Origin of the sequence: Psychromicrobium lacuslunae (genome assembly GCF_000950575.1) — a bacterium.
Lineage (GTDB): Bacteria > Actinomycetota > Actinomycetes > Actinomycetales > Micrococcaceae > Renibacterium > Renibacterium lacuslunae.
Window position 1 is genome coordinate 1,010,064 of sequence record NZ_CP011005.1, and the last position, 22,670, is coordinate 1,032,733.

Below are 22,670 nucleotides of genomic sequence, written 5' to 3' on the forward strand. Positions count from 1 at the left end.
GCGGTGAGCCCGGCTAAAGCAGCGGTCATCGGGCATCCGATTGCGCATTCGAAGTCTCCTGCCTTGCATCGAGCTGCCTACCGTTGGCTTGGCGTGGACATTGACTACCAGGCCATTGATGTGTCTGCGGGGGAGTTGCCTGGCCTTGTCCAGCGATTGCGGGAGCAAGCAGGGTGGCGTGGACTCTCGGTGACCATGCCACATAAGGCCGCTATTGCTGACCTTGTTGATGAAGTAGATCCGGTGGCGGCGAAACTTGGCGTGCTCAACACCGTTCGTGTGCGCGAGGATGGCGCCCTGATCGGCAGCAATACCGACGTGGCGGGGATCATTAACGCGCTGCAGCAAGCCGGTCTGCGCAGTGTTGAAACTTTTTCCCGCCCGCCAATCGTGCTGGGCGGCGGCGGCACCGCGCTGGCTGCGTTGGCTGCGCTAGCTGAGCTAGGCGGGGGCGAGGCTCAGCTCTACCTCCGGAACCCCGACAAGCTAGGAGCTTTGGCCGTTGTGGCTGATCGCCTTGGGCTGAGCTTAGAAGTACTGCCACTGGCTGCGCTTAGCGCTTTGCGCGCCGAGCTGGTGCTGAGCACACTGCCGCCCGGAGCCGCCGATGAGCTGCTTGGCTCGGTCACTTCGAGCGCTGGATATCTGCTCGATGTGGCCTATGACCCCTGGCCTAGCGCCTTGGCCAGCGCATGGCAGGCGGCTGGTGGGACGGTGGTCTCTGGTCTAGAAATGTTGCTTTACCAGGCAGTTGAACAAGTCGCTCTGTTCAGTGGGGTCGTCATATCCGACCGCAACGGCTTAGTGAATGTGATGTGTGACTCAATCGGGCTGCCTCGACGATAACTTGAGGCATAGATAGTGGCAGGATAGTTTTATGTTGCGTTGGCTTACCGCCGGGGAATCCCACGGCCCGGCTCTGACCGGGATTCTTGAAGGTCTTCCGGCTGGCATCGAGATTAGTACCCAGCAGATCCAGGACGCGCTGGCGCGTCGCCGGCTTGGCTATGGTCGTGGTGCCCGGATGAAGTTCGAACAGGACCAGGTCAGGGTGCTCGGTGGTGTCCGGCACGGTCTGACCCAGGGCGGCCCGGTAGCAATTGAGGTCGGCAACACCGAATGGCCTAAGTGGGAGCAAATCATGGCCGCTGACGTAGTCAGCGAAGCCGAACTGGCAGGTCAAGCCCGTAATGCCCCGCTCACCAGACCGCGTCCGGGGCACGCAGACTTCACCGGAATGCAGAAGTATGGTTTTGCCGAGGCCCGGCCGGTGCTGGAACGGGCCAGTGCGCGGGAAACCGCGATGCGGGTTGCCCTCGGTGCGGTGGCTTCGGCGTTCCTTGAGCAACTGGGCATCACCCTGGTCAGCCACACCGTTGCGGTTGGCACGGTAGCAGCGCCGGAGCACGCAGCCACTCCGACAGCTGCTGATTTGTCAGCGCTGGACGCCGACCCATTGCGATGCTTTGACGCCGACACTTCTGCTGCCATGGTTGCCGAGGTGGATGCCGCACATAAAGAGGGCGAGACCTTAGGTGGCGTTGTCGAAGTGCTGGCCTATGGGCTGCCACCGGGACTGGGTAGCTACGTACATTGGGATCGCCGGCTGGACGCCAGACTGGCTGCTGCCCTGATGGGAATTCAAGCCATTAAAGGTGTTGAAGTGGGCGACGGCTTCCGAAGTGCGGCGCGCCGTGGTTCGGCCGCGCATGACGAAATCGAGCTGACCGCGGACGGTGCGGTTCACCGGATGAGTAATCGGGCTGGCGGTATCGAAGGAGGCATGAGCATTGGCGATGTGCTCCGGGTGCGCGCCGCGATGAAACCAATTGCCACCGTCCCGCGTGCGCTGCGTACCGTCGATATCAGCACCGGTGCACCGGCCAAAGCTCATCATCAGCGTTCTGACGTCTGTGCGGTGCCCGCCGCCGGAGTGGTGGCCGAAGCCATGGTGGCCTTGGTGCTGGCGGAGGCGGTCTTGGAGAAGTTCGCCGGCGACTCGCTCGGTGAAACCAAGCGTAACCTCGAGCAGTATCTGGCGAATATCCCAGACGAACTCGGTTCTCAGCCGCTGTGACGCCCTCCGATGCAGCGCTAGGGCCGGAGAAGTTGCCGAACAGCATTGTGCTGATCGGCCCGATGGCGGTGGGCAAAACCACCCTCGGCTTGGAATTGGCACGTCAACTGGGTCGCGATTTCATTGACTCCGACCAGCAGATTGAGAACCAGCACGGTAAGATCGCCGAAATCTTCGCCTCCCGGGGTGAGGCGTGGTTCCGGCAGGTCGAGGCGCGCTGCGTCGCTCAGCTGCTCGCACAATCGAAACCTTTTGTACTCTCTCTGGGTGGCGGAGCGGTTTTGGATACCGGCACCCAGCAGCTACTCAGCGCTCACACCGTGGTCTACTTATCGGCTAGCAGCGATCACGTCAGGGCTCGACTGTTGCGCTCCACCAATCGACCGCTGCTGCAGAGCGAAGATCCCGTGGCCCGCTGGGAAAAACTACTCAAGGACCGCGCTTGTGTTTACCAGCGGCTCGCGGATCTGACCTTAGAGATTGAAGATCACAAGGCATCGGAGCTAGCTCGGCTGATCATTGATCAGCTAAGTCGAACGGTGCAAGGAGAAAGCAATGAATGATACTGAAACGGTCATTGAGATCACCGGCACTCAACCGTCCGAGAATTATGCTGTGCTGGTTGGCCGCGGTTTGCTCGGTAAACTGCCGACGCTGCTCGGCGAAAGGGTCCGTCGGGTCCTAGTGGTACACCCGCGTGCGCTTCGGCTGACTGGGGATACTGTGCGGGATGAGCTTACCGCCGCGGGCTTCACTGCGGTAACCGCTGAAATCCCCGATGCTGAAGAAGGCAAACACATTCAGGTCGCTGCTTTTTGCTGGCAGGTGCTGGGCCAGAATGACTTCACTCGCTCTGACGCCGTGGTTTCGGTCGGTGGCGGCGCAGTATCCGATCTGGCCGGCTTTGTCGCCGCCACCTGGTTGCGCGGCGTCAAAGTGATTCATTTGCCCACCAGCCTGCTCGGCATGGTGGACGCCGCAGTGGGCGGTAAAACGGGTATCAATACCGCTGAGGGTAAGAACCTGGTGGGCGCGTTTCACCCGCCCGCGGCTGTGCTGGCAGACCTGGACGCTTTGCAGACCTTGCCTGCCAATGAATTAATTTCCGGCATGGCCGAGGTGGTGAAATGTGGTTTCATCGCAGACCCGAAAATTCTGGAGCTCGTCGAAGCCGACCCGCAAGCGGTGAAAGATCCTGGATCAGAAGTGCTCCGTGAGTTGATCGAGCGAGCGATCGCGGTCAAGGCCGAGGTGGTTTCGCAGGATCTGAAGGAGTCTGGGCGGCGAGAATTCTTGAACTATGGCCACACCCTCGGCCATGCCATCGAATTGGTTGAGCGATATTCCTGGCGACACGGTGCTGCTGTGTCCGTCGGGATGATGTTTGCCGCCGAACTTGCTCGTAGTGTCGGTCGACTCAGCGACGAGGTGGCGGATCGTCATCGCAGCGTGCTGGAATCCCTCGGTCTGCCGACCAGTTACCGCCGGGATCGCTGGCAAGGACTGCTGGACGGGATGCGTCGGGATAAGAAATCTCGCGGTGATTTACTGCGCTTCGTGGTTCTTGACGACGTTGCGAAACCGGGGATTCTGGATGTGCCAGATACCTCGTTACTTTTCGCCGCATATCAGGAGATTGCCGAATGAGTGAGTATTCAGATTTTGCTGACTGGCCAGAAAGCGGCTTCCCGGGGATTGCTATTAATCCTGAGACCCTGTTGAGCGAGGTAGTCGACGCGGAGCAATGCGAAGCTGCGTTGCGGGCGACCGACGACGCAGCGGCGCAGGTTTTCGTGCTGTTGGCCAAGGGTGAAAACAGCAAGGCAGCGGAGCTGATTGCCGAAGCGCGATTGGCCGAGCCTGGTTCATTGCCGTTGAGAATCCTCGAAGCGGACCTCTCCGCGGCGGTGCATGAAAACGAGCGGGCAATCCGTCGATTGCGGAACCTGAGCGCTGAGTTTGGCGGTAGCGAGATGGCGGCAGTGATTCGGCAGCATCTCGGCAAAGCGTATTTCCGCGCGGGCCAATATCAGGCTGCCGCGAACAGCTTTTCAACGGCCCTGGAATTGCGGGTGGCCGCAGGCGCTGCTGCGCCGCTGATTTACTCCTCCACGGTGGCCCTGCAACGGGCGCGGGAAATGGCCGAGCGCGCCGAATCAGTGGCCTGAATCAAGAGCGTGAAAAACGCGATAGAATAAGTGCTGGTTTTTTGACAAGTTGAACATCCCCGGCTGAACTTTCAGGAAGAGACACAGTGGCAACTACTAACGATATTAAAAACGGAACGGTGCTGAACCTCGACGGGCAGCTTTGGAATGTTATTGAGTTCCAGCACGTCAAGCCCGGCAAGGGTGGCGCTTTTGTGCGCACCAAGATCCGCAATGTGCTCTCCGGCAAGGTGGTCGACAAGACTTTTAACGCTGGTCTGAAGATTGAAACCGCGACCGTTGACCGTCGTGATTACCAGTACCTGTACCAGGACGGCGAGGATTTCATCTTCATGGACACCCAAGATTATGACCAGATCACCGTTTCCGCTGCTGTTGTCGGTGACGCTGTGAACTTTATGCTGGAAAATCAGAACGTCAACATTGCTCTGCATGAAGGTACTCCTTTGTACCTGGAACTGCCGGCTTCGGTGATCTTGGAGATCACCTACACCGAGCCAGGCCTGCAGGGCGACCGTTCCTCAGCGGGAACCAAGGGTGCCACCCTGGAGACCGGTTACGAGATCCAGGTTCCGCTGTTCGTTGAGCAGGGCACCAAGGTCAAAGTGGATACCCGTGATGGCAGCTACCTGGGCCGAGTTAACTAGTGAGTTCTGCTAGCAACGGCAACACCGGTAATAGTGGTTCCCGGGCCCGGAGCAAAGCGCGGCGTCGTGCCCTGGATATTCTTTTCGAATCAGGTCAGCGGGAGATGGCTGCCTCGGAGATTCTGCAATTGCGCCGCGAAAGCACCGACCAGATTATTGCTCCTTACACGGTAGAGCTGATCGACGGTGTCACCGCGCAGCAAGAGACAATCGATGAGTTTTTGCAGACCTACGCCAAGGGATGGACGCTCGAGCGGATGCCCGCGGTAGACCTGATTATCCTAAGGATCGGCAGCTGGGAATTGCTCTATAACGAGGAGATTCCAGACGGCGTCGCGGTGAGTGAAGCAGTCGAACTAGCCAAGGCTCTTTCGACGGATGAATCCCCGCAGTTCGTGAACGGTCTGCTGGGACGACTACAGCAACTCAAACCGACACTGCTGGCTTAGCCACCAATCGAGATCTGAATCACGAAGGCGCCGCCCACCACTAAGGTGGGCGGCGCCTTCGTCGTTCCGGTCCCCTCGAGCGCGGTGGCACGTTCGCGGCCTCAACTATCGGTGAGTGTGCAGATCTACATGTTTTGAATGCTTCTTAAGATGTAGATCTGCACACTCGGCGGGGCGGTGCTGGGCTTAGCCGAGCACCAGAGGTCTTAGCGCGGTGATCTCGTCAAGCAGGCCTTGTTCATCTTGCTGGTTCTGCCGTTGACTAGCGCCCACTAGGATGCGTTGCCTGGTGTAGGCCAATGAGGTCGACTTGCGGATAAATTCCTTCATCGGCTGTGTCCGACGGTACGTTTTCGCCCAGGCCATGGCATTGCGTCGACCAGCCGGGGTCGCGATCATATTGACCTCCTCCGGGGTGAACCAGCCGCTTTGCGCATATTCGGCCAACCTTCGATGGGTCAGCTTGGCTTCGGATTTGCGCAGGAAGTAGATGCCAACCCCCCAAAGTACGATCAGCGGACCTTCGTAGACCACCGACTGTAAGAAGACAGAGCCAAGGAAACTGGCGATATCGGTTGGTTCGAATAATGAAGGAGCACTGTTCCAGATGTAGTGGAAGATCATCGCCGGGATGAGACCGATGAAGAAGAAGCCGATAATCATTCCGGAGTTGCCCTTACGAGCCGCGTAGCCGACCGCGACGCCGGTACAAGCGGTATAGAGCGCATGGCCGAAGGGGCTGAAAATACCTCGAATGATGAAGATGATGCTAAGGCTCAGCGCACCGCCGTCGGGATCAACGAAGGTTCTGCCGAAGTACTGGATGTTTTCAGTGAAGGCGAAGCCTGCCGCGATGGTAGCGGCGTAAACCACGCCGTCGACCGGGCCGTCAAAGTATTTCCGGGCGAAGAGTGCAATCAGCAAGATGCCGAGACCCTTAGAGAACTCCTCAACCGGTGGAGCCTCAAAGCTGGCGAGCCATTGCGAAGCCTCGGCCTTGGAGAGGTCGTCAGGCATGAAGAGTTTGATCCAGACTGGCTGGATCAGCAGCGTGGTGCCAATCGATCCGGCAGCACCCCAGAGTAGCGCAAAGCCAAGCATCCAGCGCGGCTCCGGTTCCCAGCGGTCGATGAAGTAGACGGTGAGCAGCACCGCAGCCAAGGGGAAGAGGGACAGCAAGAACCCGACCATGATGCCAGCCGGGCCAGCGGCGCGGTAAAGGTTCGGTAGCACCAGGAAAATCGCGAGCAGTGCCACCACAATGCAGGTGATAGCCACCAAGAGCACCACATTGAGAGTTCGCTTGGTGCGGCGAGCTTGCTGATGCGTCCAGACCGGCTGAATCGGCTGCGTCGGTGCATAGTTCGGTGCCGGCGTGTAGTTTTGCGGTTCGACCTGGCCCATCCAGGTCGGGTTGAGCGGCGTATAGGCCTGTTGTGATTGCTGGAACCCGTCATACTGAGCGAATTGCTGCTGGCCGAATTGCTGTTGGTTAAACTGCTGAGCTGGCTGTTGAGCGGGTTGTCCCTGGGGCCAGTCCTGATGTGCTTGCTCCTGCTGGTAGCCGTAATAACCTTGTTGGCCCTGATCGTAGGCTTGCTGCGGATATTCGGAGTAGCCCTGCTGCGAAGCAGTGTTGTCATAGTAGCCTTGTTGCTGCTCAAGCGGCGCCTGCGGGTAGATTGGCTGACCGTATTGGTCGTATTGTTGGCCCTCCGGCTGTTGCCAATGCTGCGGTTGATTGGGGTCTTGCCACGGGCTGCTCATAGCCCATACTTTACGGTGCTCCGGCGGTCGAAACCAAGAAGTTGCGCTAATCGCCGGGCAAACTGCTGTGGTAGTTTTTAACTGCAATGATCCACTTTAATTCCGTCCTGTGAGGCGGGGAAGGGGGCATCGGCATGAACAACTCTGTTCAAACCACGCAGGCCAGTAATGGTCGAGTGGTTTTGAGTAGTGCGGACATCGACCGTGCACTGACGCGCATTGCGCATGAAATCCTCGAAGCTAATCGAGGTGCTGAGCAACTAGTTTTGCTCGGAATTCCGCGCCGAGGTTTTCCTTTGGCGCGAAGACTGGCGGAAAAAATTGCCAGCGTGGAACCGAAAATCAACCCCGACGATATTTTGGGGCAACTCGATGTCACGATGTTCCGGGACGACCTTTCCCGGCAGCCAACCCGGGCGCCACAACGCACCCAGCTACCCACCACGGGCATTGACAATCGGGTGGTGGTACTGGTTGATGACGTGCTCTACTCCGGTCGGACGATCAGGGCTGCACTCGATGCGCTCGTCGACCTGGGTCGCCCCACCATCGTACGGCTAGCGGTGCTGGTCGATCGAGGGCACCGTGAGCTGCCGATCCGCGCCGACTACGTCGGCAAGAACCTGCCCACTTCCTCCAGCGAACGGGTTCGCGTGCATTTGGCCGAGACCGACGATGGCGCGGAGCAAGTGATCATCGAGGGCCCAGCAACGGCAGGGGAGTCATCATGAGGCATTTGCTCTCCACCCACGATCTGGCCCGCGCGGATGCCCTGCAAATCTTGGACACCGCCGAGGAAATGGCGGCGGTAACCGAGCGCGAGGTCAAGAAGCTGCCCGCGCTACGCGGCCGCACGGTAGTGAATCTGTTCTTCGAGGACTCCACTCGCACTCGGATCTCCTTTGAGGCAGCGGCTAAACGGCTGAGCGCCGATGTAATCAATTTTGCGGTCAAAGGCTCCTCGGTTTCTAAGGGCGAATCACTCAAAGACACCGCGCAAACTTTGGAAGCAATGAGCGCCGATGCGGTAGTGATTCGGCACGGTGCCTCCGGCGCGCCCCAGCAACTGGCGAACTCCGGATGGATCGACGCCGCGGTCATCAATGCGGGTGACGGTACTCACGAGCACCCCACCCAGGCGCTGCTGGATGCCTTCACGATGCGCAGGCACTGGGCCAAGGTGCGTGGCCTTAACTCGATTGGCTCCGATCTGAGTGGGCTACGGGTAGCGATAGCTGGGGACGTCCTGCATTCCCGGGTGGCTCGCTCCAATGTCTGGTTACTGAAGACGCTCGGTGCCTCGGTGACCTTGGTCGCGCCGCCAACGCTGTTGCCGCTCGGGGTCAGTTCCTGGCCCGTTGCGGTGAGCTACGACCTCGACGCCACCCTGGACACCGGGGTGGACGCGATGATGATGCTCCGAGTGCAGGGTGAGCGGATGAATGCCGCGTTCTTCCCCTCGGAACGCGAATACTCGCGGCGTTGGGGCTTCGACGACGCTCGGCTGGCACGGCTGGATAGCCTCGGGCTTAAGGACACCATTGTGATGCACCCAGGCCCGATGAACCGGGGCTTGGAGATTTCCTCCGCGGCGGCAGATTCTGCCCGGTCCACCGTGCTAGATCAGGTAAGAAACGGCGTCGCGGTGCGAATGGCTGCGCTCTATCTGCTGCTGAGCGGTAATTCGAGCTCAGCGCACGGTAGCGCAACTGAAAACTTTGAACGGAGCAAATGATGAGTAAATATTTGATCAAAGGTGCTTCGGTCCTGGGCGGCGAGCGCACCGATCTGCTGGTTGCTGACGGGCGCTTTGCTCCGCTAGAAGACTCGGCGGGGGCAACTGAGATCGACGCTGAAGGGTTAGTTGCGCTGCCGGGCCTGGTCGATCTACACACCCATTTGCGTGAGCCCGGTCGCGAGGATGCCGAAACGGTGCTGACCGGCTCGCAGGCTGCCGCCAAGGGTGGTTTCACCGCAGTGCACGCGATGGCGAACAGCATGCCGGTGGCAGATACTGCCGGGGTAGTTGAGCAGGTTTACCGCCTCGGCCAGGACGCTGGCTGGACCGAGGTGCGGCCAGTGGGCGCGGTGACCGTGGGCCTGGCCGGTCAACGGCTGGCCGAACTCGGCGCGATGGCTGATTCTCGAGCTCGGGTCAGGGTGTTCTCCGACGATGGCATGTGCGTCTGGGACCCGGTGCTAATGCGTCGCGCGCTGGAGTATGTCAAAGCGTTTGATGGCGTGGTGGCCCAACATGCGCAGGAGCCGAGGCTCACCGAAGGCGCCCAGATGAACGAGGGCGAGGTGTCCGCTGTGCTCGGCTTGCAGGGCTGGCCGGCGGTTGCCGAGGAAGCCATTATCGCCCGAGATGTACTGCTGGCTCAGCACGTCGATTCTCGGCTGCACATCTGCCACGTCTCAACTGCGGGCAGCGTCGAGATCATTCGCTGGGCTAAGGCTCGCGGCGTCAAGGTCACCGCCGAGGTTACCCCGCACCACTTGCTACTCACCGACGAACTGGTGCGCAGCTACGATCCTGTTTTCAAGGTCAACCCACCGCTACGCAGCTCCGAAGACGTGCAAGCCTTACGCGCTGCACTGGCCGATGGCACCATCGACGTCGTCGGTACCGATCACGCCCCGCACCCTAGCGAGGCGAAAGAATGCGAATGGGCGCAAGCGGCGATGGGCATGACCGGCTTGGAGACAGCGCTTTCGGTGGTGCAGCACACCATGGTGGAAACCGGACTGATCGGCTGGCAGCAGGTAGCGAAGATTACTTCCCAGACCCCGGCGACGATCGGTCAGTTACCCTGGCAGGGCGGCAGCTTGGCAATTGGTGAAACCGCGCAGCTGACCCTGGTGGACCCGGCCGCACGCTGGACAGTCGACCCACAGAAGATGGCGACCAAGGGGCGCAACTCGCCCTTCGCTGGCTTGGAATTGCCCGGGGCTGTGATAGCCACCTTCCTGAATGGGCACCCCACCGTGCTGAACGGCGAGCTAAATACACCGACCGACGTCGGAGCGCTTTAGTGGACAAGCTGTGGCCAACCATCTTCGCGGTACTGCTCGTGCTCGCGGCCTTCGCGCTGATCTGGGTGGGCTGGCGAAACCGGCAGCGTCGGCAGGCTGAGACCTTGCCGCTCCCTGAGGTGCCGGAGCTAAGCCAAGCTCAGCTTTCGGTGCCAGGCCAGTACGTGGCGACCACCACTGAGGGCGATTGGCTGGACCGGATCGCGGTGCACAGCCTGGGGCTGCGCACTCAGGCAGAGCTCAGTCTGCACCCCGAAGGGATCTTGCTGGCACGTCGCGGGGCACCGGATCTCTTCATTGCAAATGGGCATTACGACGGTGTCCGGCTGGAAAGTGGGATGGCGGGCAAATTCGTCGAAAAGGACGGTTTGGTGGTGCTGAGTTGGAAATTAGGGGAGCAAGCATTAGATACCGGCTTCCGCACACAACGTGCCGCCGATCGCGGTCCGTTGTTCCTCGCATTGCAAAAGCTGGCTCCGCAAGACCCGGCAGAGACACCGACTTTAGAAGCTCAAGAATTAGACAGCACAGAAAAGGATGGCTGAGATGACGCAGGCCACACAGAACTCGGGCAAAGCCCTATTGGTTCTAGAAGACGGTACGACTTTCAGCGGTGAGAGCTACGGCGCCAGTGGCACCGCTCTCGGCGAGGCGGTCTTCGCCACCGGAATGACTGGTTATCAAGAAACCATTACCGACCCGTCTTATGCCGGCCAGCTCGTGGTGCAAACCGCGCCGCATATCGGTAACACCGGTGTGAACGATGAAGACGCCGAATCGCGGAAGATTTGGGTGGCTGGCTACATTGTCCGCGATGCCGCCCGTCGACCCTCGAATTGGCGTTCGGAACGCAGCCTCGACGAAGAACTGATCGCCCAGGGAATCATCGCTATCCAGGGCGTCGATACTCGCGCCATCACCAGGCACTTACGCGAACGCGGTGCTATGAAGGCCGGCATCTTCAGCGGCGAAGCCGCCACCCGACCGGTCGCGGAACTGCTTGCCGAAGTGACTGCGCAAGCCTCGATGGAGGGGCAGCAGCTCGCCGAGACGGTCAGCGTCGAGGATGCTTACATCGTTGAACCGAAAGATCACGGCTGGCAGGGCGCGAATGGCGACGGGACACCCATTTTTAGCATTGCGGCGATCGATCTGGGCATCAAGGCGATGACACCGCAACGCTTCGCCGAGCGGGGCGTCCGGGTTCATGTCTTACCGGCAACCAGTAGTTTTGAGGACGTCCAGGCCGTCAATCCGGATGGCGTCTTCATGTCCAATGGCCCGGGCGACCCGGCTACCGCGGATCGCCAGGTTTCTTTGCTGCGTGAGGTGTTGGGACAAAAGATCCCCTTCTTCGGGATTTGTTTCGGTAACCAGATCCTCGGCCGGGCGCTAGGTTTTGGCACCTACAAGCTGCGCTACGGTCACCGTGGCATCAACCAGCCCGTAATGGACCGGGCTACCGGCAAGGTGGAAATCACCTCGCAGAATCACGGCTTTGCGGTTGATGCACCGAAAGATCGGGTCAGCGACGCTCCTGAGCCCGGTTTTGGCCGGGTCGAGGTGAGCCACGTCAGTCTCAATGACGACGTCGTTGAAGGTCTGAACTGCTTGGATCTGCCCGCTTTTTCGGTTCAGTACCACCCGGAAGCTGCGGCTGGACCGCACGATTCCGCCTATCTGTTTGATCGTTTTATTGACCTAATGGCCAGCACTGCAGAAAAGACCACGGAGGTCAGCGAATAATGCCCAAAAGAGACGATCTAAAATCTGTTCTGGTGATCGGGTCCGGCCCGATTGTGATTGGCCAAGCGGCCGAGTTCGACTACTCGGGCACCCAGGCCTTGAGGGTGTTGAAGGAAGAGGGCCTGCGCGTCATTCTGGTCAACTCCAATCCGGCCACCATTATGACCGATCCGGAGTTCGCCGACGCCACCTACGTTGAGCCGATCACCCCGGAGGTGGTCGAAAAGATCATCGCAAAGGAACGCCCGGATGCTGTGCTGCCGACCTTGGGCGGCCAGACCGCGCTGAATACCGCGATTGCGCTGGATAAAAACGGCGTCTTGGCGAAATACGACGTCGAGCTGATCGGTGCAAATATCGCGGCCATCGAGCTAGGCGAGGACCGCGAGAAGTTCAAGGGCGTGGTGGAGCGCTGCGGCGCGGAGTCTGCCCGTTCGCATATCGTGCATACCTTGGACGAGGCTTTTGAAGCCGCCGCTGACCTGGGCTATCCGCTGGTGGTCCGGCCCTCCTTCACGATGGGCGGGCTGGGCTCGGGTCTGGCCTACAACGAGTCCGATCTGCGCCGTATTGCCGGTGCTGGTATCCAGTACAGCCCTACCTCAGAGGTATTGCTTGAAGAGAGCATCTTGGGTTGGAAAGAGTACGAGCTTGAGATGATGCGGGACAAGAACGACAATGTCGTGGTGGTCTGCTCGATCGAGAATTTTGACCCGGTCGGCGTCCACACCGGAGACTCGATCACGGTGGCTCCGGCAATGACCCTGACCGACCGCGAATATCAGAAACTACGTGATATTTCGATCGCGGTGATCCGGGAAGTCGGCGTTGACACCGGTGGCTGCAATATTCAGTTCGCGATTGAACCGGACACCGGACGGGTCGTGGTGATCGAGATGAACCCTCGGGTCTCCCGCTCCTCGGCGCTGGCCTCCAAAGCGACCGGCTTTGCCATCGCCAAGATCGCCACCAAACTCTCACTCGGCTACACCCTTGATGAAATTCCCAACGACATCACCCAGAAAACCCCGGCAAGCTTCGAGCCAACCCTCGACTACGTAGTGGTCAAGGTGCCGCGCTTCGCCTTTGAGAAGTTCCCGGCAGCCGACCCCACCCTGACCACCACGATGAAGAGCGTGGGCGAGGCGATGGCGATCGGCCGGAACTTCACTGAAGCGTTGCAGAAGGCGCTCCGTTCGCTCGAGCAGAAGGGTGCGCAGCTCGACTTCGGCAGTGTCAACGCCCTCGACGTTCCGGAGCTGCTCGAAGCGGCAAAACGACCGACCACGAATCGCCTCGGCCAGGTGCAGCGCGCGCTAGCCGGCGGAGCAACGGTTGAGCAGCTTTACGCCGCGACCGGTATCGACCCGTGGTTCCTGGATCAGCTGCAACTGCTCAATGAGGTGGCCGCAGAACTTCGCGGTACCGTCCAGCTCGACGGAACTGTTCTGCGCCGCGCCAAGCGGCACGGTTTCTCCGACGCCCAGATCGCCGAGTTGACGCACAACACCGAAGGTGTGGTGCGCGGCGTCCGGCAGGCGCTGGGTATTCGGCCGGTGTACAAGACGGTCGATACCTGTGCTGCCGAGTTTGCCGCCTATACCCCGTACCATTACTCTTCCTACGATCAGCAGGATGAGATAGCACTGCACGAGAAGCCCTCGATTATTATTCTTGGCTCCGGGCCAAACCGGATCGGTCAGGGCATTGAGTTCGATTACTCCTGCGTGCATGCCTCAATGGCGCTGCGTAAGGCCGGCTATGAAACCGTGATGGTGAACTGTAACCCGGAGACCGTCTCCACTGACTACGATGTCTCCACTCGACTCTACTTCGAGCCGCTCACCTTGGAAGACGTGCTTGAGGTGATTGCTGCCGAGGAACGCACCGGGGGAGTGATGGGCGTTTTCGTCCAGCTTGGCGGTCAGACTCCGCTCAAGCTGGCTCAGGACTTGGCCGATGCCGGGGTGCCTATTCTGGGCACCTCACCGGAGGCCATCGACCTGGCCGAACACCGCGGTCAGTTCGCTCGGGTGCTCGACCAGGCCGCTCTGATTGCGCCCAAGAACGGCACCGCAGTTTCCTTCGACGACGCCAAGCGGGTGGCCGATGAGATCGGTTACCCGGTGCTGGTTCGGCCGTCGTACGTGCTTGGTGGCCGCGGTATGGAGATTGTTTATCACGAAGCTCAGCTCTCTCAGTACATCGCCGGAGCCACCGAGATCACTCCGGACCATCCGGTCCTGATCGATCGGTTCCTGGAGGACGCGATCGAAATTGACGTCGATGCACTTTACGATGGCAAGGAACTCTACCTCGGCGGGGTGATGGAACACATTGAGGAGGCTGGTATTCACTCCGGCGACTCGGCCTGTGTGCTGCCGCCGATTACGCTCGGTGGCACGGTGATCGACCGGGTCCGCGAGGCCACCCGGGCGATTGCTGAAGGTGTCGGGGTGCGCGGTTTGATTAATATCCAGTTCGCCCTAGCCTCCGACGTACTCTATGTGCTGGAAGCTAATCCGCGAGCCTCCCGGACGGTGCCTTTCGTCTCCAAGGCGACCGGCGTGCAGATGGCCAAGGCTGCCGCATTGATCGGTACCGGGGTGACCATCAACCAGCTTCGCAGTGCCTATAAGATGCTGCCACCGGCGTCCGGCCCGGGAGCTTTCGACGGCGGCTCGCTGCCGGTGGGTTCCCCTGTCGCGGTCAAGGAGGCGGTGCTGCCGTTCAGCCGTTTCCGCACCCCGGAGGGTGCCGTAGTCGACTCCCTCCTCGGACCCGAGATGCGTTCCACCGGTGAGGTGATGGGGATTGACAGCCACTTTGATACCGCCTTCGCGAAGAGCCAAGCGGCAGCGAATAATTCGTTGCCGACCCAGGGTAAAGTGTTCGTTTCGGTAGCCAACCGAGATAAGCGGGCGGTGATCATGGCGGTCAAATTACTGGCCGACTTTGGCTTCGAGATTGTCTCCACCGGCGGTACCGCCGAGGTGCTGCGGCGCAACGGCATCCAATCCACTACGGTGCGTAAGGTCGCCGAAGGTACAAGTGCCGAAGGCGAGGGCACCATTGTGGATCTGATTGTGGCCGGAGAGATCGATATGGTGTTCAACACTCCCTCGGGTGGTGAGGCTCGCGGCGACGGCTACGAGATTCGTGCCGCCGCCACTTCGATTGGCATTCCTTGTATCACCACAGTGGCTGAGTTCAACGTTGCGGTGCTCGCCATCGAGGCAATGCGCAGCTTCGAGTGGACGGTTCATAGCCTTCAGGAGCATGCTGAAACGCTGCTCCAGGCAGCGGCGAAGGAGTAGCCATGATCGAGCAGTTTGGCCAGCGTTTACAAGCCAAGATGGCAGTCCAGGGGCAACTCTGTGTTGGCATTGACCCGCATCCTGAGCTGCTACTCAAATGGGGGCTGGGGGATGACGTGGTGGCGCTCAAACGCTTCTCGCACGGAATTTTGGACGCGGTGGCAGATTTAGTGCCGGTGATCAAGCCGCAGGTGGCGCTTTTTGAACGCTTCGGCTCAGCCGGAATCGCTGTGCTCGAGGAATTGCTAGCCGCCGCCCGCGCTGCCGGGGTGCTGACTATTGCCGACGCTAAGCGTGGCGATATTGGCTCGACGATGGCTGCTTACGCGAGCGCTTGGCTGGACGATGCGTCCCCGCTGGTAGCCGATGCCGTCACGCTGAGTCCGTACCTGGGATTTGGCTCGCTGCGACCGGCTCTAGAACTTGCAGAGCGTACCGGGCGGGGAGTTTTCGTGCTGGCACTCACCTCGAATCCGGAGGGTGCCAGTGTGCAGCACACCGGCGCTACTGAGCCAAGCGGTTCGGTAGCGGCGGGGATCGTTCGTGAGGCCTCGGCAGAGAATGCTAGGGTGCTCGGCCAGGGCGCTGGTTGGGGCAGCACAGGGCTCGTAGTGGGAGCGACGGTGGAAGATACGCTCGAGGCTTTGGAGATTGATCTGACCACTCTGCGCGGCCCGATTTTGGCCCCGGGGCTCGGTGCACAAGGTGCCACCGGCGCTGACTTGCGTAGGGTTTTTGGTGCCGCGTACCCGCAGGTGCTAGCCACTTCCAGCCGGGGCATCGCTGCGGCCGGACCAAACCAGGCAGCGCTACGCGAAGCGACTGAGCGAACCCTGGCAGATCTGTAGCTAGCGCGGGACCGCTGACGGGACGAGTTGGGCGCGGCACTCATTGAGTGCCGCGCCCAAGTCATTGAGCACTCCGCCTAGCGGCGAGTGGTCGTTCTGATTAGTGGATTGGTGCCTCTACACCTTCCGCTGGCAGTTCGGCCTCAACACTATCGGCAGGCTTCTTAATGAAGAAACCAATCAAGATATTCGCGGTAAAGAGAATCGCGCCCAGCATAAAGGCCAAGCGAATACCGGCAGCGGTGGCCACCTCTTCACTCGAGCCCGAAATGCTTAGATTCGCCGCTTGCGAACTCATCACCGCAATGAAGAGAGCGGTCCCAGCTGCTCCGGCCACCTGCTGCACGGTGCCCACAATGGCCGAACCGTGTGAATAATACTTCGGTTCCAGCGATGCCAACCCCGCTGTGAAGAGTGGGGTGAAAGTGAAGCCCAAGCCAAGGCTGAGCAGAATGTGCATCACCAAAATGAAGTAAGGAGAAGTTCCGGCATTGACCGTCGAAAGCATCCAGAGCACTGCCGTCACTAAAATAGTGCCAGGGACCAGCAACGGCCTTGGCCCATACTTATCGAATAGTCGTCCGACAATCGGAGCGGACAGCCCCATGATTAAGCCGCCGGGAAGCAACATCAAGCCAACCCAGAGATTCTCCACATGCAGCACTTTTTGGAGATAAATCGGCAGCAGAATAATGGTGCCGAAAAGCGCCATCATGGCCACCAGCATCATCACCACGGTAGCGGTGAAAGATGAACTGCGGAAAGTCCTCAGGTCCAGCAGGGCATCGTCACGCTTTTGCAACTTGAGCTGCCGGAGCACGAAGGCCACCAAGGCAACCACACCCACCGTGAGCGAAACCACCAGCACACCGGGTGATGCATCCGCCCCGGTGTGTCCCAGCTGGCTCAATCCGTAGACCAGGCCGCTGAAACCGAAGGCGGAAAGGATCACTGAGGCAATATCCAGCGGGGCTTTGCTCGGTTCGTTGACATTACGCACCCAGCGATAGCCAATAGCTAGCATGGCCAGAGCGATCGGAAGCACCACGCCAAACATCCAACGCCAGGAGCCCAAACTCAGGATCACCCCGGCAATGGTCGGGCCGATAGCTGGGGCCACTGAGATCACGATGCTGATATTGCCCATTGTCTTACCCCGGGACGAGGCCGGCACCAATTGCAAAATAGTGGTCATCAGCAGTGGCATCATAATGGCGGTGCCGCAGGCCTGCACGATCCGGGCGATCAAGAGCACGCTGAAGCCAGGCGCCACAATAGCCAGTAGGGTGCCGAGGCTGAACAGGATCATCGCGGTCATAAAGACCTGACGGGTGCTCAGCCGCTGCAGCAGGAAGCCGGTGATCGGAATCACCACCGCCATGGTGAGCATGAAGGCAGTCGAGAGCCATTGCACGGTGTTCGGGTCGACCTTAAGGTCATTCATCAACGGGGTGAGCGCGACGCTCATAATCGTCTCGTTGAGGAAAACCACGAAGGTTGCGGCCAGCAACAGATAGATCACCTGCATATTACGACGTTGTACGTCAGGACTGGGCGGGTGACTTAGAGTCTCGGTCATTATTCTCCTCAAAATGGTATTACGAGTCTGACGGCAAAACGGCTAGCTGGGCAGAATGTATTCCCTGGAATGTTTTCGTCGCTGAACTGGTGATCGGCGTTGGTGCGGTGCATCGCTGAACTAGGCCGTGCTAGTTAGTGGAATCCGCTGCGGAGAAGCCAACTCAAGGATGGCTCAAAATCAGATGTTCACCGTTAAACAATAGGTGCAAGGCCGACCACGTGTCGAGACAGTGAGGCAAATATTTTCCGGTTCGCGGTTTCCCGGAGCGCCTAAGCTGTCGGTATGACTACTGTTTCCGCTGAAGAACAGCTCGCCTCCTTGCAGACTTCGATGGATTTCCTCTTCGGACGGCTTGAGCTGGCTCGGCAATTGGCTAACGCTCCGGTGCCATCTTGTCCGGGCTGGGATATCGCTGCGCTCTATCGCCATCTCGGCAGCGTGCAGGAATGGGTGCACGCCACCCTGCAACTCGTCGGTAGCCAAGAGCGACCCGCGCCGCGCACCGAGGAGTCCGCTCCCGGCTCAGACCCGTTCGACGCTTTCAGCAAATCCGCCCCGCAGCTACTCTGGAGCCTAGAACACAGCAATCCGGACTTGCCAAGCTGGAATTTCGGGCCACCCCCTCGGTTAGCTGCTTTTTGGTTCCGTCGGCAGAATATGGAACATCTCGTCCATGTCGAGGACCTCGCACAGGCGATGGGGCAAGCAGCTCCCGAGATCCCAGAAAGCATCGCATTGGACGGCGTGGATGAAGTGCTGAGCGTATTGCTTCCGCAGCGAGTGAGGGCCGGGATGCTGGAATATCCGGCGGCGGTGCGTTTTGAGGCTGGCTCCGCGAGCTGGCAAGTGGGTGAAGGCGAGCCGCAAGCCGTGCTGCTCGCCTCGCCGAGTGATCTCTTCCTGGGGCTCTGGCGGCGGCGTCCGCTGCTTGAACTGGCTGAGATCAGCGGTGACTCGCAGATTCTGGAACGACTGCTGGAAGCCGATCTAGTGCCCTGAGACGCGTTATTCTGCGGCAGTCGAGCACTGAAAGAGGTCGGCAGCTGTGTTACTGGCCCGTTCAGCCAGCGAGTTGGCGAGCCAATGGGATTGATTTTGCTGGCCCGGAACGGATAAGTTTCAAGGAAAGTTATTAGTCGTCGCCGACGCCTCGGCGAGCGCAAGCGAGGTTAGACGAGGTTAACAGTGAGTTTAAGACCTTTGACTGCGGAAGAACGAGCTTCGGCATTGGAGAAAGCTGCCCAGGCTCGTACCATCCGCGCAGAGGCAAAGAACAAACTCAAAGCAGGCAAGGTTACCGTCGGCCAGCTGATTGTTGCCGCTGACACAGAGGAAGCACTAGGACGTTTGAAAGTCACCGAATTATTAGAAGCCCTGCCCGGAATTGGCCAGGTACGTGCTGCCGCTATCATGGACCAGCTCAGCATCGCTAACACCCGGAGGCTTCGTGGTCTCGGCGTACACCAACGCAAGGCATTGATTGAGCTTATTGACTCCAGCCCCCGTCAGGCAGGTTCCTAGTGCCGCAACCGGGCCATGCGGGACTGACAGTTTTAGCCGGTCCGACCGCCGTCGGCAAAGGTACCGTTTCTACTTTTATTCGAGATAACTACCCCGAAGTCTGGCTTTCCGTTTCGGCTACCACGCGGGCTCCGCGTCCCGGCGAAGTTGATGGGGTGCACTATTTCTTTAAGAGCCCTGAAGAGTTCGATCAGTTGATCTCCGAGGGGGCTTTTTTGGAGTGGGCTGTAGTGCACGGCCAGAATCGTTATGGCACTCTGCGTTCCACAGTCGAGGAAGCAGTTTCGGCCGGTAAAGCGGTGCTGCTTGAGATCGATCTGCAGGGAGCTAGGCAAGTTAAAGCAGCTGTTCCGGATGCCCGATTTGTCTTTTTAGCACCGCCGAGTTGGGAAGAATTGGTGCGCCGACTCATCGGTCGCGGCACCGAAACAGCCGAGGAGCAGCATCGTCGGCTGGAAACCGCTAAAATGGAACTTGCTGCCGAACCCGAGTTCGATCACACGATTATCAATGACAGTGTACAAAGGGCGGCAGACGAGCTCGTTTCCCTCATGGGGCTGACCGCAAAACCGCGGTGAGTCTCAGTAATTTTTGGAGTATTTGTGTCTAATCCTGCCGAAGGCATCATTAACCCGCCGATCGATTCGCTGCTTGAGGCTGCTGATTCGAAGTACGGCCTGGTCATCTTCGGTGCCAAGCGCGCACGTCAGATCAACGCCTACTACGCGCAGCTGCACGAGGGTCTTTTCGAGCACGTTGGCCCGCTGGTCGACACTAAGCTCAATGAAAAGCCGCTCTCCATCGCTTTGCGTGAGGTCAATGAGGGCCTTTTGGTAGCCAAGCCGATCGAATCTGCTGAAGCTACCGAGGTCGTTGAGTAGCTAGCCCAGAGCTAATGCGCATCATCCTGGGAGTAGGTGGCGGGATTGCTGCCTATAAGGTGGCGTCTCTCTTAAGGCTGTTTACCGAATCGGGTCACTCCGTGACGGTCATCCCCACTGAGGCCTCGCTCAATTTTGTCGGTGCGGCGACTTGGGAGGCGCTCTCCGGTCACACGGTGAGTAACGACGTGTTCGACCAGGTGGAGAAAGTCAATCATGTCCGGCTCGGCCATCAGGCTGATCTGATCGTAGTTGCCCCGGCGACGGCTGATCTTTTGGCCCGGGCCGCTGGCGGCCATGCCGATGACCTGCTCACTAACACCTTGCTGATGGCTCACGGACCGGTGCTGTTCGCCCCGGCCATGCACTCGGAAATGTGGGCTCATCCAGCGACTCAGGCCAATGTGGCGACGCTGCGATCTCGTGGCGTTGCCGTTCTTGAACCGGCAGTCGGACGGTTGACCGGCAGCGACTCCGGCCCGGGTCGGTTACCGGAGCCGGAGGATATTTTTGCCGCCGCGCTGGCGCTCGTGGACGGTGCCGGATCGAACGGTGCAGGGTTGAACAGTGCAGGGTTGAACGGCGCAGGGTTGAACGGCGCTGCCAAGCTGGCCGGCTCGGCAGCCAAACCGCTATCGACTAAAAAAGTTGTTATTACCGCGGGCGGCACCTTGGAACCCTTGGATCCGGTGCGTTATCTCGGCAATCGTTCTTCGGGGAAACAAGGCATCGCTTTGGCTAACTCCGCTCGTGATGCGGGAGCTGAGGTGGTGCTGATTGCGGCTCATCTGGAGGTGCAACTCCCCGAAGGTGTCGAAATCATCCGAGTAGAGACAGCGCTGGAATTACAGGCTGCAACTGAGCACGCCATCGAGTCGGCCGATGTGCTGATTATGGCGGCAGCGGTGGCAGACTTCAGACCGGACCACACCGAGCAATCGAAGATCAAAAAACGTGATGACACTGCCGATCCGGTGATCACCCTAGTGCGGAACCCCGATATTTTGGCTGGGGTCGTTAACCATCGCAATGCCGTCGGTGGCTCGCAATTGATTGTTGGCTTTGCCGCCGAGACCGGAGATGAGCACGGGGACGTATTGGACTACGCCAAGGCAAAGCTGGAACGTAAGGGCTGCGATTTACTGGTGGTGAACCAGGTAGGTCAAGGACCACAGGGCGGTGAGCGGACTTTCGGACAGGATTCTAATCAGGTACTCATCCTGGACCGTGATGGCTCCGAACCACTCAAGGCGGAAGGCAGCAAGCAGGCTGTCGCCGATGCCGTCATTGAACGAATTGTGAACAAAATAGCGGCCCGCTGAGGATCAATATCATTCTCTGTGGTTGCGGAAGTTAGAGTGAATAAGTGACTGTTAGCAAGGAATCTCTGCGCCTCTTTACCTCGGAATCAGTGACCGAGGGGCATCCGGACAAGATCTGTGACCAGATCAGCGACTCCATTTTGGATGCTTTGCTCAGTGCCGACCCCGAATCTCGGGTTGCGGTGGAAACCTTGGCGACCACCGGCCTGGTTCATGTTGCCGGTGAGGTGACCACCGAGGCTTATGTGGAAATCCCGCAGATTGTTCGGGAAACCATTTTGAATATTGGTTATGACTCCTCAGCGAATGGCTTCGACGGTGCCCGATGTGGAGTTTCGGTGTCGATAGGCCAGCAGTCGCCGGATATTTTCGACGGTGTTTTTAACTCTTTAGAGGCCAGGGCGGGCAGCACTGATAGCTACGATCTGCAGGGCGCTGGCGACCAAGGTTTGATGTTTGGTTACGCCTCCAACGAGACGGCAACTTTCATGCCAACGCCGATCTTCTTGGCGCACCGACTCTCAGAGCGACTTTCCGAAGTGCGCAAGAGTGGCGAGCTGAGTTACCTACGTCCGGATGGTAAGACCCAGGTCACCATCGGCTACGACGGGGATAAGCCGGTAAGCGTTGAGACCGTAGTGATCTCCAGTCAGCACGCCGAGAATGCCTCTCTAGACCAACTGCGCGAGGATCTTGCCCGAGTGGTCATTGACCCGGTATTGGCCGCTTCAGGCCTCGATATCTCTGCGGCCAGGAACATCCTGAACCCGGCGGGCGCCTTCGTGGTGGGTGGTCCGGTGGGTGATGCCGGGCTGACCGGCCGCAAGATCATCGTCGACACCTACGGCGGAATGGCTCGGCACGGCGGCGGCGCCTTCTCAGGTAAGGACCCGTCGAAAGTTGACCGTTCTGCCGCCTACGCAATGCGATGGGTAGCGAAGAACGTGGTAGCCGCAGGTCTGGCTAGTCGGGCCGAGATTCAAATCGCTTACGCGATTGGCCAGGCTCGCCCAGTCGGCACTTACGTTGAGACCTTCGGCACCGAAACGGTGGACCCCGCCAAGATTAGCGATGCTATCCGGGAGATTTTCGATCTGCGTCCGCAAGCCATTATTAATGATTTGGATCTCAAACGCCCGATCTATGCCAAGACGGCGGCTCACGGCCACTTCGGTCGGGAGGACGCTGACTTCAGCTGGGAGCGACTGGATCGAGTTGAGGCGCTGAAGTCTTACTTCGGCGCCTAAAGACCATACCCTCCGGCACGGCCCAGCCTTCACCACGGCTGCTTTGTCAGCTGCGTCGAACT

General features: G+C 59.4%; 22 protein-coding genes. 20 read left to right on the forward strand and 2 right to left on the reverse strand.

Annotated features, from left to right (window positions below; genetic code table 11):
* Positions 1-3: 3 nt before the first annotated feature.
* The 7 genes from UM93_RS04655 to nusB all read left to right on the forward strand — a co-directional run bounded on the left by UM93_RS04655 (position 4) and on the right by nusB (position 5,341).
* Positions 4-846: a shikimate dehydrogenase gene (locus UM93_RS04655; RefSeq protein ID WP_045076879.1), complete on the forward strand. Its 843-nt coding sequence runs from the start codon at positions 4-6 to the stop codon at positions 844-846.
* A gap of 31 nt (positions 847-877) precedes the next feature.
* Entirely contained in the window at positions 878-2,077 is a 1,200-nt protein-coding gene (gene aroC / locus UM93_RS04660; protein ID WP_045073979.1) for a chorismate synthase, read from the forward strand.
* Positions 2,074-2,640 (forward strand): shikimate kinase, encoded by a 567-nt coding sequence (locus tag UM93_RS04665; RefSeq protein WP_052663626.1) that lies wholly within the window; start codon positions 2,074-2,076, stop codon positions 2,638-2,640. Before aroC ends, UM93_RS04665 begins: the two co-directional genes overlap by 4 nt.
* The gene (gene aroB / locus UM93_RS04670) at positions 2,633-3,724 is read left to right on the forward strand and encodes a 3-dehydroquinate synthase (protein WP_045073980.1); all 1,092 of its coding nucleotides are present in this window, start codon (positions 2,633-2,635) and stop codon (positions 3,722-3,724) included. The genes UM93_RS04665 and aroB overlap by 8 nt, the downstream gene beginning before the upstream one ends.
* Positions 3,721-4,245, forward strand: a complete 525-nt coding sequence (locus UM93_RS04675; protein WP_045073982.1) for a tetratricopeptide repeat protein — start codon at positions 3,721-3,723, stop codon at positions 4,243-4,245. Before aroB ends, UM93_RS04675 begins: the two co-directional genes overlap by 4 nt.
* A gap of 86 nt (positions 4,246-4,331) precedes the next feature.
* Positions 4,332-4,892 carry an elongation factor P gene (gene efp, locus UM93_RS04680; RefSeq protein WP_045073984.1) on the forward strand — a complete coding sequence of 187 codons (561 nt, stop codon included), beginning with the start codon at positions 4,332-4,334 and terminating at the stop codon, positions 4,890-4,892.
* Positions 4,892-5,341, forward strand: a complete 450-nt coding sequence (nusB, locus tag UM93_RS04685; protein WP_045073986.1) for a transcription antitermination factor NusB — start codon at positions 4,892-4,894, stop codon at positions 5,339-5,341. The genes efp and nusB overlap by 1 nt, the downstream gene beginning before the upstream one ends.
* A gap of 186 nt (positions 5,342-5,527) precedes the next feature.
* Here the strand turns inward: nusB and UM93_RS04690 are convergent, their stop codons facing one another.
* Positions 5,528-7,108 carry a PrsW family intramembrane metalloprotease gene (locus UM93_RS04690; protein ID WP_052663627.1) on the reverse strand — a complete coding sequence of 527 codons (1,581 nt, stop codon included), beginning with the start codon at positions 7,106-7,108 and terminating at the stop codon, positions 5,528-5,530.
* 134 nt (positions 7,109-7,242) lie between these two features.
* Between UM93_RS04690 and pyrR the strand changes: the two genes are divergently transcribed.
* From pyrR to pyrF, 7 genes are read left to right on the forward strand one after another with little or no spacing between them, the layout of a single operon-like run.
* The gene (gene pyrR / locus UM93_RS04700) at positions 7,243-7,839 is read left to right on the forward strand and encodes a bifunctional pyr operon transcriptional regulator/uracil phosphoribosyltransferase PyrR (RefSeq protein ID WP_045073989.1); all 597 of its coding nucleotides are present in this window, start codon (positions 7,243-7,245) and stop codon (positions 7,837-7,839) included.
* Positions 7,836-8,843, forward strand: a complete 1,008-nt coding sequence (locus UM93_RS04705) for an aspartate carbamoyltransferase catalytic subunit (RefSeq protein WP_045073991.1) — start codon at positions 7,836-7,838, stop codon at positions 8,841-8,843. The genes pyrR and UM93_RS04705 overlap by 4 nt, the downstream gene beginning before the upstream one ends.
* Complete coding sequence (locus UM93_RS04710; protein WP_045073992.1) at positions 8,840-10,144, forward strand: dihydroorotase; 1,305 nt, start codon at positions 8,840-8,842, stop codon at positions 10,142-10,144. The genes UM93_RS04705 and UM93_RS04710 overlap by 4 nt, the downstream gene beginning before the upstream one ends.
* A complete protein-coding gene (locus UM93_RS04715; RefSeq protein ID WP_045073993.1) occupies positions 10,144-10,689 on the forward strand; it encodes a PH-like domain-containing protein in 546 nt (181 codons plus the stop codon). Before UM93_RS04710 ends, UM93_RS04715 begins: the two co-directional genes overlap by 1 nt.
* A gap of 1 nt (position 10,690) precedes the next feature.
* Complete coding sequence (carA, locus tag UM93_RS04720; RefSeq protein WP_045076882.1) at positions 10,691-11,890, forward strand: glutamine-hydrolyzing carbamoyl-phosphate synthase small subunit; 1,200 nt, start codon at positions 10,691-10,693, stop codon at positions 11,888-11,890.
* Positions 11,890-15,207, forward strand: coding sequence for a carbamoyl-phosphate synthase large subunit (gene carB / locus UM93_RS04725; RefSeq protein ID WP_045073994.1), 3,318 nt, complete (start codon positions 11,890-11,892; stop codon positions 15,205-15,207). Before carA ends, carB begins: the two co-directional genes overlap by 1 nt.
* Positions 15,208-15,209: 2 nt before the next feature.
* Entirely contained in the window at positions 15,210-16,055 is an 846-nt protein-coding gene (gene pyrF, locus UM93_RS04730; RefSeq protein WP_045073996.1) for an orotidine-5'-phosphate decarboxylase, read from the forward strand.
* 100 nt (positions 16,056-16,155) lie between these two features.
* Here pyrF and UM93_RS04735 read toward each other — a convergent pair whose 3' ends face one another.
* Entirely contained in the window at positions 16,156-17,634 is a 1,479-nt protein-coding gene (locus tag UM93_RS04735) for an MDR family MFS transporter (RefSeq protein ID WP_045073997.1), read from the reverse strand.
* A 285-nt stretch (positions 17,635-17,919) separates the two neighbouring features.
* Here UM93_RS04735 and UM93_RS04740 point away from each other — a divergent pair, with 285 nt between their 5' ends.
* The 6 genes from UM93_RS04740 (at position 17,920) to metK (ending at position 22,608) form a co-directional block, all read left to right on the forward strand.
* Positions 17,920-18,636: a maleylpyruvate isomerase family mycothiol-dependent enzyme gene (locus tag UM93_RS04740; protein WP_045073998.1), complete on the forward strand. Its 717-nt coding sequence runs from the start codon at positions 17,920-17,922 to the stop codon at positions 18,634-18,636.
* A 186-nt stretch (positions 18,637-18,822) separates the two neighbouring features.
* On the forward strand, positions 18,823-19,158 hold the full coding sequence (mihF, locus tag UM93_RS04745) for an integration host factor, actinobacterial type (RefSeq protein ID WP_045074000.1): 336 nt from the start codon (positions 18,823-18,825) through the stop codon (positions 19,156-19,158).
* Positions 19,158-19,736, forward strand: a complete 579-nt coding sequence (gene gmk / locus UM93_RS04750; protein ID WP_045074002.1) for a guanylate kinase — start codon at positions 19,158-19,160, stop codon at positions 19,734-19,736. Before mihF ends, gmk begins: the two co-directional genes overlap by 1 nt.
* 24 nt (positions 19,737-19,760) lie before the next feature.
* Positions 19,761-20,039: a DNA-directed RNA polymerase subunit omega gene (gene rpoZ / locus UM93_RS04755; RefSeq protein ID WP_045074004.1), complete on the forward strand. Its 279-nt coding sequence runs from the start codon at positions 19,761-19,763 to the stop codon at positions 20,037-20,039.
* A gap of 14 nt (positions 20,040-20,053) precedes the next feature.
* Entirely contained in the window at positions 20,054-21,361 is a 1,308-nt protein-coding gene (locus UM93_RS04760) for a bifunctional phosphopantothenoylcysteine decarboxylase/phosphopantothenate synthase (protein WP_045074005.1), read from the forward strand.
* A gap of 44 nt (positions 21,362-21,405) precedes the next feature.
* Positions 21,406-22,608, forward strand: a complete 1,203-nt coding sequence (gene metK, locus UM93_RS04765) for a methionine adenosyltransferase (protein WP_045074006.1) — start codon at positions 21,406-21,408, stop codon at positions 22,606-22,608.
* Positions 22,609-22,670 lie beyond the last annotated feature (62 nt).

Coding starts and splice junctions, on each gene's coding strand:
- UM93_RS04735 (WP_045073997.1), bottom strand. CDS start 17,634: ATGACCGAGACTCTAAGTCACCCGCCCAGTCCTGACGTACAACGTCGT.
- aroC (WP_045073979.1), top strand. CDS start 878: ATGTTGCGTTGGCTTACCGCCGGGGAATCCCACGGCCCGGCTCTGACC.
- UM93_RS04690 (WP_052663627.1), bottom strand. CDS start 7,108: ATGAGCAGCCCGTGGCAAGACCCCAATCAACCGCAGCATTGGCAACAG.
- UM93_RS04710 (WP_045073992.1), top strand. CDS start 8,840: ATGATGAGTAAATATTTGATCAAAGGTGCTTCGGTCCTGGGCGGCGAG.
- pyrF (WP_045073996.1), top strand. CDS start 15,210: ATGATCGAGCAGTTTGGCCAGCGTTTACAAGCCAAGATGGCAGTCCAG.
- UM93_RS04760 (WP_045074005.1), top strand. CDS start 20,054: ATGCGCATCATCCTGGGAGTAGGTGGCGGGATTGCTGCCTATAAGGTG.
- pyrR (WP_045073989.1), top strand. CDS start 7,243: ATGAACAACTCTGTTCAAACCACGCAGGCCAGTAATGGTCGAGTGGTT.
- UM93_RS04740 (WP_045073998.1), top strand. CDS start 17,920: ATGACTACTGTTTCCGCTGAAGAACAGCTCGCCTCCTTGCAGACTTCG.
- UM93_RS04675 (WP_045073982.1), top strand. CDS start 3,721: ATGAGTGAGTATTCAGATTTTGCTGACTGGCCAGAAAGCGGCTTCCCG.
- aroB (WP_045073980.1), top strand. CDS start 2,633: ATGAATGATACTGAAACGGTCATTGAGATCACCGGCACTCAACCGTCC.
- UM93_RS04705 (WP_045073991.1), top strand. CDS start 7,836: ATGAGGCATTTGCTCTCCACCCACGATCTGGCCCGCGCGGATGCCCTG.
- carA (WP_045076882.1), top strand. CDS start 10,691: ATGACGCAGGCCACACAGAACTCGGGCAAAGCCCTATTGGTTCTAGAA.
- carB (WP_045073994.1), top strand. CDS start 11,890: ATGCCCAAAAGAGACGATCTAAAATCTGTTCTGGTGATCGGGTCCGGC.